The 8,753-nt window shown below is 74.9% G+C and carries 6 protein-coding genes; 3 read left to right on the top strand and 3 right to left on the bottom strand.

Features of this window, described 5'->3' with window-relative positions:
• Positions 1-325: 325 nt before the first annotated feature.
• The 3 genes from ABZ815_RS36690 to ABZ815_RS36680 form a co-directional block, all read right to left on the bottom strand.
• Entirely contained in the window at positions 326-2,329 is a 2,004-nt protein-coding gene (locus ABZ815_RS36690; RefSeq protein ID WP_357705809.1) for a M14 family zinc carboxypeptidase, read from the bottom strand.
• A gap of 103 nt (positions 2,330-2,432) precedes the next feature.
• Positions 2,433-3,368, bottom strand: a complete 936-nt coding sequence (locus ABZ815_RS36685) for an alpha/beta hydrolase (protein ID WP_357705808.1) — start codon at positions 3,366-3,368, stop codon at positions 2,433-2,435.
• Between the two features lie 87 nt (positions 3,369-3,455).
• The gene (locus tag ABZ815_RS36680) at positions 3,456-4,874 is read right to left on the bottom strand and encodes a helix-turn-helix domain-containing protein (RefSeq protein ID WP_357705807.1); all 1,419 of its coding nucleotides are present in this window, start codon (positions 4,872-4,874) and stop codon (positions 3,456-3,458) included.
• Positions 4,875-4,963: 89 nt separating this feature from the next.
• On the opposite strand from ABZ815_RS36680, the gene ABZ815_RS36675 reads away from it, so the two are divergent.
• From ABZ815_RS36675 to ABZ815_RS36665, 3 genes are all read left to right on the top strand, one after another.
• The gene (locus ABZ815_RS36675; RefSeq protein ID WP_357705806.1) at positions 4,964-6,031 is read left to right on the top strand and encodes a DUF917 domain-containing protein; all 1,068 of its coding nucleotides are present in this window, start codon (positions 4,964-4,966) and stop codon (positions 6,029-6,031) included.
• Positions 6,028-7,344: a hydantoinase/oxoprolinase N-terminal domain-containing protein gene (locus ABZ815_RS36670; protein ID WP_357705805.1), complete on the top strand. Its 1,317-nt coding sequence runs from the start codon at positions 6,028-6,030 to the stop codon at positions 7,342-7,344. Before ABZ815_RS36675 ends, ABZ815_RS36670 begins: the two co-directional genes overlap by 4 nt.
• Positions 7,345-7,428: 84 nt before the next feature.
• Entirely contained in the window at positions 7,429-8,748 is a 1,320-nt protein-coding gene (locus tag ABZ815_RS36665) for a cytosine permease (RefSeq protein ID WP_357705804.1), read from the top strand.
• Positions 8,749-8,753: the final 5 nt, after the last annotated feature.

The following is an 8,753-nucleotide window of genomic DNA, read 5'->3' as shown; positions in this document are numbered from 1 at the left end:
GCAGGAGGTGCATCAGTGAACTAAAGAGGTCGTAGCCGGGCGCGATGGCCGTCGGTCGCTACGTGGAGCGCAACGCGGGCGGACCCTGGTCAAGAAAGGGGTCTCTCACCCGCCGATGGGTACAACGTTAACCCAAGAAACGGACAAACGCAAACCAAACACCCCAAAACGGGCAGTGATCTACCTCTGAACCGTAAACCCCCGGCAAACAGCCTCAATCACCGTCAAAGCACACCGGGGTATGCGTATGCAAACGACAGGCAAGCCCCACCCATTCCCCTCATGACCTGGGCATACGTCGGGCGGCAGACGTCGGGCGGCCGGGTCACCGCTCGCGGTAGTCGGCCGCCACCCCCACGAGCGAGATCAGGCCGGCGGCGAACTCCATCGCCTCGGCGTGCCCCTCCTCGAACGGCGGCTGGAAGCCCACGCCCTCCCACGTCCGCGCCGCCGGGTTCCACAGGTCGGCGCCGACCTCGAAGTCCCAGCCGTAGATGCCGTGGTCGTACCAGAGCTCGTCGGCGGAGTTGCCGGCCGCCGAGTAGAGCACGTCGGTCACGGGGCCGGTCTGCTGCGGCCAGATCACCGTGCCGCGCTCGCCGGCGATGGCCTGCTCGATCGTCCGGGCCGAACGCATGAAGTACGCCTCCTCCTGGGCGCTCGGCCTGGGCAGCGCCACGCGGCCGTCGAGCTTGTACGCCCCGGGCGGCCACATGAAGTACCCGCCGTAGCTGTGCACGTTCATGGCGAACCGGATGTTGCGGTACGTCTCCGCCAGCCACATCACGTTGCGGCTCTCCGGCTCCGAATGCTCGGCCGGACCCGCGTACGTGCCGCTCTGGCAGTTGGCCGAGGCGCCGAAGTAGCCGTCCGACAGGGAGCCCACGGCGTAGTTGCGGTTGACGTCCACGCCCCAGGTGTTGCGCTGCGCCGGGTCGGACTGCGCGGCCGGGCAGTGGTTGGTCATGTTCTTCCGCTGGCCGTTGAAGTCGTAGAAGCTGTAGTTCGCGCCGTCGGGGTTGACCGTGGGGACGATGAAGATGTCGGTGCGCTGCAGCAGCTTGCGGGTGGCGGGGTCGCGGGCGTAGTTGCGCAGCAGCCGTTCGGCCGCCTCGACGGTGACCAGCGGCGCCACCCATTCCCTGGCGTGCTCCTGGGCGTAGGCCAGCACGCCGGTGCGCGAGCCGTCCCGGTGGACGCCGACACGCAGGGCCAGCACCCGCATGGGCTTGCGGGAGACGTCGGCGGGCGCCTTGAGCGAGTCGGTGAGCCGGGTGGCGGGGGCCGCGGCCATGACGCCCGCGCCCGGGTCGGTGCGGTACGTCGCGGCCTTCACACCGGTGCCCGCCGTGGCGTTGACCGCGGCGACGACCTGGGCGGCGGTGCTGACCGGCGTCCCTGAGCCGTCGGTGGCCAGGCTCACCGTGACCTGCTTGCCGTTCATGCTCACCTGCAGCGGCCGGTCCGGCGCGCCGGGGGCGGCCAGCTCGACGGACAGGTCGTTGCCGCCCTCGGAGCCGTAGGCGTCGGAGGTGACCACGACGGCGGCGCCGGGCGGCGTGCCGATCAGGGCCTGGGCGCGGCGGCGGTAGCCGTTGGTGAGGTTCGGCAGCGGGATGACGTCGGTGAGGGACGGGTAGCGCCGGTGCAGCGCCTGGATCCGCTCGTTGAGCTGGGCGGGCGGCATGTACTGGGTGACGAAGTCCTTCTGATAGCCCGGCGCCTGGTGGTCGGGGCGTTCGCCGTCGGGCCACTCCCGTACGCGGGCCTCGGCCTTGCCGCCCGTCGCCGAGGTGACCGTGACGCGCTGCGGCTCGACCGTCACCGGGGCCGGCGTGCTGAACTGGTGGCCCATGTAGACGCCGGCGTCCACGAACGGGACCATCGCGACCTGCCCAGTGGCGCCGCGGCGGCCCGTCCAGGTGACGGTGAGCGCGGCCGGCTCGCCCGCGCCGCTGCTCGCCTCGACCGACAGGAAGTACCCGTCGCGGGACTTGTACCAGACGGCCCGTTCGATGACGATCTGGTCCTGCGCGGCGGTGGCCGGAGCCTGCCGGGCCGCGGGCGGCGTGCCGGACGCCAGGCCCACGCCGAACGACCTCAGCTCGGCGAGCTTGCTCGCCGTGAGCACGGCGTCCACCTGGACGCTGCCGTCGGCCTGCGGACGGACCCGCTCGGTCAGGTCGGCGCCGGAGGCGACCAGCCGTTCCATCGCGGCCTTGTCGGGCACGGACAGCGTGACCAGCGAGGCGGGCTCGGGGTCGGCCGGCCCGGCCACCGCCGGCAGCGACGACGGCCCGGAGGCGAGGAACGTCGAGACGACGATCATCAGAATGACTGCGGACGCCCTCAAGCCACGCATTCGGCTCCTCCAGGATCACCGGTGTCCCGATCATTGAAAGCCGACTTGACCGAACCGGCAAGACCCAGTTTCACCGTCCGGCGGAGGCGGCGATCTCCCGGATCGCGGCGACGACGAGCTCCGGCTGCCGGTACTGCACGTAGTGCTCGGAGGTTCCGGCCACGACCACGCGGCCGCGCCTGGACCGGGCCGCCAACCGTCGGGCCTGGTCCAGGGCCTCCGGCGGCCCGCCGGAGGGGATGACGACCACGACCGGCGGCCCGCCCCGCTCGGCCGCCGCCGCGTCGGCGACCTCCCGCGCGCTGTCGAGCGAGGCCCACGCCTCGGCCCTGGCGGCGGCCATGCTGCCCGGCCCGTAGACGACGGGGGCGGCGGCGCGGCCCGCCGGGGTGGCGTCGCCGGGCACCAGGAGATCCCCCGCCAGCCGGAGCAGGCCGATCCTGGCCAGCGCCTGGTTGGCGGTGAGCTGGGCGGCCACCAGCGGCCTGGACACCCGCATGGCCGCCGCGGCCCCCTCGTCGGTGGCGTCGATCAGCACCGCGCCCACCGTGAGCTCCCGGTACCGGGCGGCGAACAGGCGGACGATCTCGCCGCCGTAGGAGTGCCCGGCCAGGACGTACGGGCCGGGCTCGCCCGCGGCGGCGAGCAGCGCGCGCAGTTCCGCCGCCGCCCGGCCCGCGGTGCGCGGCCCTGGGCCGTCCTCGCTCCAGGCGTAACCGGCCCGGTCGTAGGAGCACACGCGCAGCCCGGTGGACAGCCGCCGCTGGACCACCTCCCAGCTCGCGCCGGACTCGACCAGGCCCGCCTCCAGCACGACCACCGGGCCGCCGGAGCCCGTGCAGCGCAGGTGGAGGCGGTGGCCGCCGACGTCCACCAGACGGCCCGGCGGCGGGTAGCGCGCGGCGTCCCCGCGGCGGGCGGCGGTCTCGTAGCCGAGGCCCGCGCAGGCGACCGCCAGCGCCAGGCCGGCGAACCAGGTGAGCAGGCGGCGCGCTCTCACGATCATGTCCCCGAATCTAGGGACCGGGCCGCCGGGTTTCCTCGTCCTGGCGGGCGAACGCGGGCTGGGAGCAGGGTCCCGGGGCGCCGTCCTTCAGCGGGAGGAGGCCGCGCGGCAGGCGAGCTGGAGGGCCAGGCGCTGCCGGGGGTCGTCCAGGTCGGCCTGGAGCAGGGTCTCGATGCGGCGCACGTTCCTGCTGACGGCGTTGCGGTGCAGGTGCAGCTCCTCGGCGGCGCGGGCGGGCGAGCCGTTGTGGTCGAGGTAGGCGCGCAGGATGGCCAGGAGGTGAGCGGCCCGCTCGCCGCCGAGGTCGAGGATCGGCTGCAGCAGTTCCCTGACGGCGTGCTGGGCGGCGTCGGAGGCGTACCATTCCTCCAGCATCCGGTCGAGACCGGCCAGGTCGTAGGTGGCCAGCGGCAGGGAGCTGCGGCGCAGGGCCGTACGCGCCTCGGAGGCGGAGGTGCGCAGGCCGACCAGGCCCTGGTGGGCGGTGCTGACCCCGCAACGCAGCTCGGCGCCCGCCGGGCGGACCCGGTCCAGCAGACGGGCGGCGTCGCGCACCGCCTCCCGCAGGCCCGCCCTGCCCTGGTCGCGGCGCTGGCTGCGGACCACGATGAGCGCGTCCCCGGCGAGCGCGGCGTTCCAGGCGGCGCCGCCCAGCTCGCGGGCCGCGCGCACGGCCCGCGAGGCGACGGTCTCCAGCAGGGCGTAGCGTTCCTGGCCGCCGGCCGCCGGGTCGTCCGTGGCGGTGTCTCTCGCGCTGTCCGTCGGGGGTTCCAGGCGCAGGACGACGTGCCAGTCGTCGATCGGCAGGCCCAGGGCCCTGGCGCGGGGGGCCAGCTCCTGGGCCTGCTTCTCGGGGGCGACCAGCAGCTCGGTGAGGAGCTGGGCGCGGGACCGTCCGGGCAGCTCGTCGGACGGGCCCGCGGCGGCGGCCAGGACGGCGAGCCTGAGGACGATGCCGGCGGCCCGCTCGAAGTGCGTGCCGGCGGGGTCGTGCGCCCCGACGGCGAAGGCGCCGCCGTCGGCCTGGACGGGAAGGCCCAGGGCGGCCCCGGCCGCCTCGGCGATGCGCTCGGGAACGCCGCCCGCCCGGGCCACGGCCTCGGCGGCGCGCGCCGTACGGACCAGCGCCTCGGCGGCGTCGCCCGCGATGGCCCGGTCGATGGCCACCACCAGCTCCGCCAGGTCGCCGTCACCCGCCAGCAGCGCGACGCCGCCGCGTTCGGCCAGCGCGGCGGCGCTCCGGTCGACCGCGTTCCCGGTGCTCTCCGTGCTCTCCCCAACGCCCGCGGTGAGCACGAGCGCCACGGCGCCGGCCGCGGCGGCGTCGCGCAGCGCGACGTCGAGCCGGTAGCCGGCCGCCTGCCGCGAGGCCGCGCCCGTCAGGACCAGCACCGACCCCGGCGGCTGGCCCGCGATCAGGCCCAGGTCCTCGACCAGACGCACGCCCGAGGCCGCCGCCGGCGCGCCCGGCCCGGCCAGTGGGCGCAGCTCTTCCAGCAGGAACATGCCATCAGTGTGCCATCGGCACACGAAGCCCGCCAAAAAGGTGCTGCCGGAACATCCGGCTTTACCTGCGGCTTCGTAACCTCGTCAGCATGGACCTCGACACCGGGCTGTTGCCCGCCTTCGCCCGCGGCTGCGCCGTGCTCGGCTCGGGCGGCGGCGGCCCCGTGACCATCGCCCGCGCCGCGGCGCTGCAGGCGCTGGAGGACCACGGGCCGGTGCGCGTCGTCCAGCCCGCCGAGCTGGACCCCGAGCTGCTGGTCATGCCCGTGGGCACCGCGGGCTCCTCGGCCGTCATGTCCGAGCGCGTCGGCGGCACCGACGAGCCCGTCTACCTGCGCGACAAGATCGAGGAGCTGTACGGCGCGCCCGTCGGCGCGGTGCTGGCCAGCGAGATCGGCGGCGCGAACGGCTGCCTGGCGGTGGCCTGGGCGGCCCGCGTCGGGCTGCCGCTGGTGGACGCCGACGGCATGAGCCGCGCCTTCCCCCGCATGGACCAGACGGTGATGCAGCTGCGCGGCATCGCGCCCACCCCCGCCGTGCTGTGCGACGAGCGCGGCCGGACCGTCGTCGTCGACCGGGTGACCGGCGGCTGGCTGGAACGCCTGGTACGGGCGTCGCTGGAGGCGTTCGGCGGCCAGGTCGCGACCAGCGAGTACATCATGCGCGGCGGCCAGGTGGCCGCCTCCACCGCGCTCGGCTCGGTCACCCGGGCCGTGCGACTGGGGACGCGGCTGCCCGACCCGCTGGTCACCGGCAAGGTCGCGGAGACGGCCGGGTCGATCCTCGTCGAAGGGCTCGGGTCCGACCAGGGGCGGCTGGTCCGCATCCAGGCGGGCAGCGAGTTCCTGGCCGTCATCGAGGACGGCCGCCCGCTGGCCGTGGTGCCCGACGTGATCGCGATGCTGGACACCCGCACCGGCGAGGTCGTCCAGGCCGAGCAGGTCCGGTACGGGCTGCGGGTCAGCGTGGTGCGCCTGCCCTGCGACCCGGTCTGGCACACCCCCGAGGGGCTGCGGCTGGCGGGGCCCGCCGCGTTCGGGCTCACCGGCCTGGCCACCCCTCCCCCACCGGCCGCCTCCCCCTCTCCCGCGACGCCGGAAACCCCGGCGGGCACGGCCTTGAGCCCCTCCCCCACCGAACGGGAGGCGGGGACGTGAGGGCCGGGGTGGACGTCGGGCCGACCAACACCGACGCGGCCGTCGTCGCCGACGACGGCGCCGTGCGCGCCACCGTCAAGATCGCGTCGATCCCCGGCGACCCGGTGGCCAGCGTGCGCGCCGCGCTGCGACGCCTGCCCCTGGACGGCGGGCCGACCCAGGTCGCCGTCGGCCTGCGCGGCGCCGCCACCGCCGTGACCAGGCGGTCCGGGCTGCGCAGGGTCGCCGTGCTGCGTATCGCCGGCGTCTCGGCGACCGCGGTGCGCCCGCTGTCCGGCTGGCCGCCCGACCTGCGCGCCGCGGTGAACGCGGGCACCGCCGTCGTGGACGGCGGCGGCGGCCTCGACCTTGAGGACCGCACGCCACTCGACCGGGACGCCGTGGCCCGCTTCGCCGCGAGCGTGGCGGGCATCGCGCAGGCCGTCGCCGTCGCGGGCCTGTTCTCGCCCCTGGACGGCGAGCAGGAGCGCGAGGCCGCCGAGATCGTCCGGTCGGAGCTGGGCGGCGGCGTGCCGATCGCGCTGTCGGCCGACCTGGGCTCGCTCGGCCTGCTGGAACGCGAGAACGCGACCGTGCTGGACGCCGCCCTGTCGGGGTTCGCGGGCGCGGTCTCCGGCGGGCTGGCCGCCGCGCTGGCGGGCCTGTGCCCGGGGGCGGCGGCGTTCGTGACCCGCGGCGACGGCACGCTGATGAGCCTGGAGCACCTGGCCCGCCATCCCGCGCTCAGCCTCGGCAGCGGCCCGGCGAGCGTGCTGCGCGGCGCCGGCGCGCTGACCGGACTCGGTGACGCGGTGGTCGCCGACGTGGGCGCCGCCCGCGTCCGCGTCGGCGTGCTGGCCGGCGGCTATCCCGAGGAGGCCGTGGGCGGCGCGGACATCGGCGGCGTGCCCGTCGGGCTGCGCATCCCCGGGCTGATCAGGGTGCCGCGGCCGGTCGACCCGCAGGAGCTGGCCGAGGCCGTGGACCGGCTGCAGCCGGGCGCCGGGCTGCTGCCGCTCGTGGTCGTGGGCGGCGGGGAGCAGGCCGTGCCCGAAGGGCTGCATCCCGCGCACGGGCCGGCCGCGGGCGCCATCGGCGCGGCGGTCAGCCCGGTCGGCGGCCAGTACGAGCGGATCGTCCGCCTGCCCGACCGCTCGGCGCTGTCCGCGGCGCTCGAACCCGTGGCCGAGGAGGCCAGGGCGGCGGCTGTCCGCGCCGGGGCCGATCCGCGGCGGGTGCGGCTCATCGGCGTGGAGGAGATCCCGCTCGCCTACCTGCCCGGCCCGTTCGTCCGGCTGCGCGCCCGCGCCGCCGGGCCGCCCTCGCTCCTGTGACCACCCGCCCGCCCTGAGACCACCTGCTGTGACCGCCCGCTCGTGAGCCCCCGCCACGACCCCCCGACGCGAAGGAAGACCGCCATGACCGACTCCGACTACCCCCTGGAGCGGGTGCCGCAATCGGCCCGCTACTCCTGGTTCAACGTGGCCGTGCAACGCTTCGGCCAGCTCTCCGACCTGACGCAGTTCCTGCTGGGCGCCACGCTCGGCGCCGGGCTGTCGTTCTGGGGCGCGTTCTGGGCGTTCACGCTCGGCTCGGTGATCCTGGAGGTGGTGTGCATCTTCGTCGGCATCGCCGGGATGCGCGAGGGCCTGTCCACCTCCATGCTCGCCCGCTGGACCGGCTTCGGCCGGTACGGCTCCACGATCATCGGGGTGATCATCGCCCTGAGCCTGTTCGGCTGGTTCGGCGTGCAGACCGCGGTCTTCGCCTCGGGCCTGCACTCGATCATGTCCTGGCTGCCGCTCTGGGTGTGGGCCATGATCGCGGGCATCGGCGTGACGCTGCTGGTCATCCGGGGGTTCAAGGCGATGGGGATGACGGCGTTCATCACCGTGCCGGCGTTCCTCGGCCTGGCCGGCTGGGCGATGTGGGTGGAAATTTCGCGACATGACCTGGGGTCGCTGGTGGCGTCGCCGCCGTTCGGCGAGCCGATCAGCATCGCGACCGGCGCCACCATCGTGGCCGGCTCCTACATCATCGGCGCGGTCACCACGCCCGACATGACCAGGTTCAACCGCAACACCGGCGACGTCGTCAAGCAGACCCTCGTCGGCATCTCCCTCGGCGAGTACGTGCTCGGCCTGGCCGGCGTGCTCCTGGCCTACGCGGTCAAGTCCTCGGACGTGATCGCGATCATCACGGCGTCCTCCGGCGTGATCGGCGTCATCGTCCTCATCTCGGCCACCGTGAAGATCAACAACTGGAACCTGTACTCCGCCGCGCTCGGCCTGCTCAACGCCGTGGAGTCCACGATCGGGGTGCGGCTGAACCGGGTCGCCGTCACCGTCGGCATCGGCGTGCTGGGCAGCGTGCTGGCCGCCGCCGGGATCCTGGAGCGCTTCACCGACTTCCTGCTGATCCTCGGCGTCATCACGCCGCCCGTGGCCGGGATCATGGTCGCCGAGTACTTCGTGGTGCGGCGCTGGCGTCCGGTGCTGGACGCCTCGCGCGCCACGGGCACGCTACCCGAGACCGAGCCGACCTGGGTGCCCGCCACGCTGGTCATCTGGGGCGCCTCCGCGCTCGTCGGCTGGCTCAGCGACCACTACCAGTGGATCGGCATCCCGGCCCTGAACTCCCTGATCCTCGCGGGCCTGGGCTACGTCGTCGCGGGCCGGCTCGGCCTGGTCCGCGGCACCCGCGAGGTCCCCGTCGAGCGGCCCGCGCTCACCGTCTGAGCCTC

It is taken from the genome of Nonomuraea sp. NPDC047529, from assembly GCF_040642995.1.
Taxonomy (GTDB): Bacteria; Actinomycetota; Actinomycetes; order Streptosporangiales; family Streptosporangiaceae; genus Nonomuraea.
Note: the sequence above shows the minus strand (reverse complement) of the source record. Positions and strands in the feature narration are given on the sequence as shown.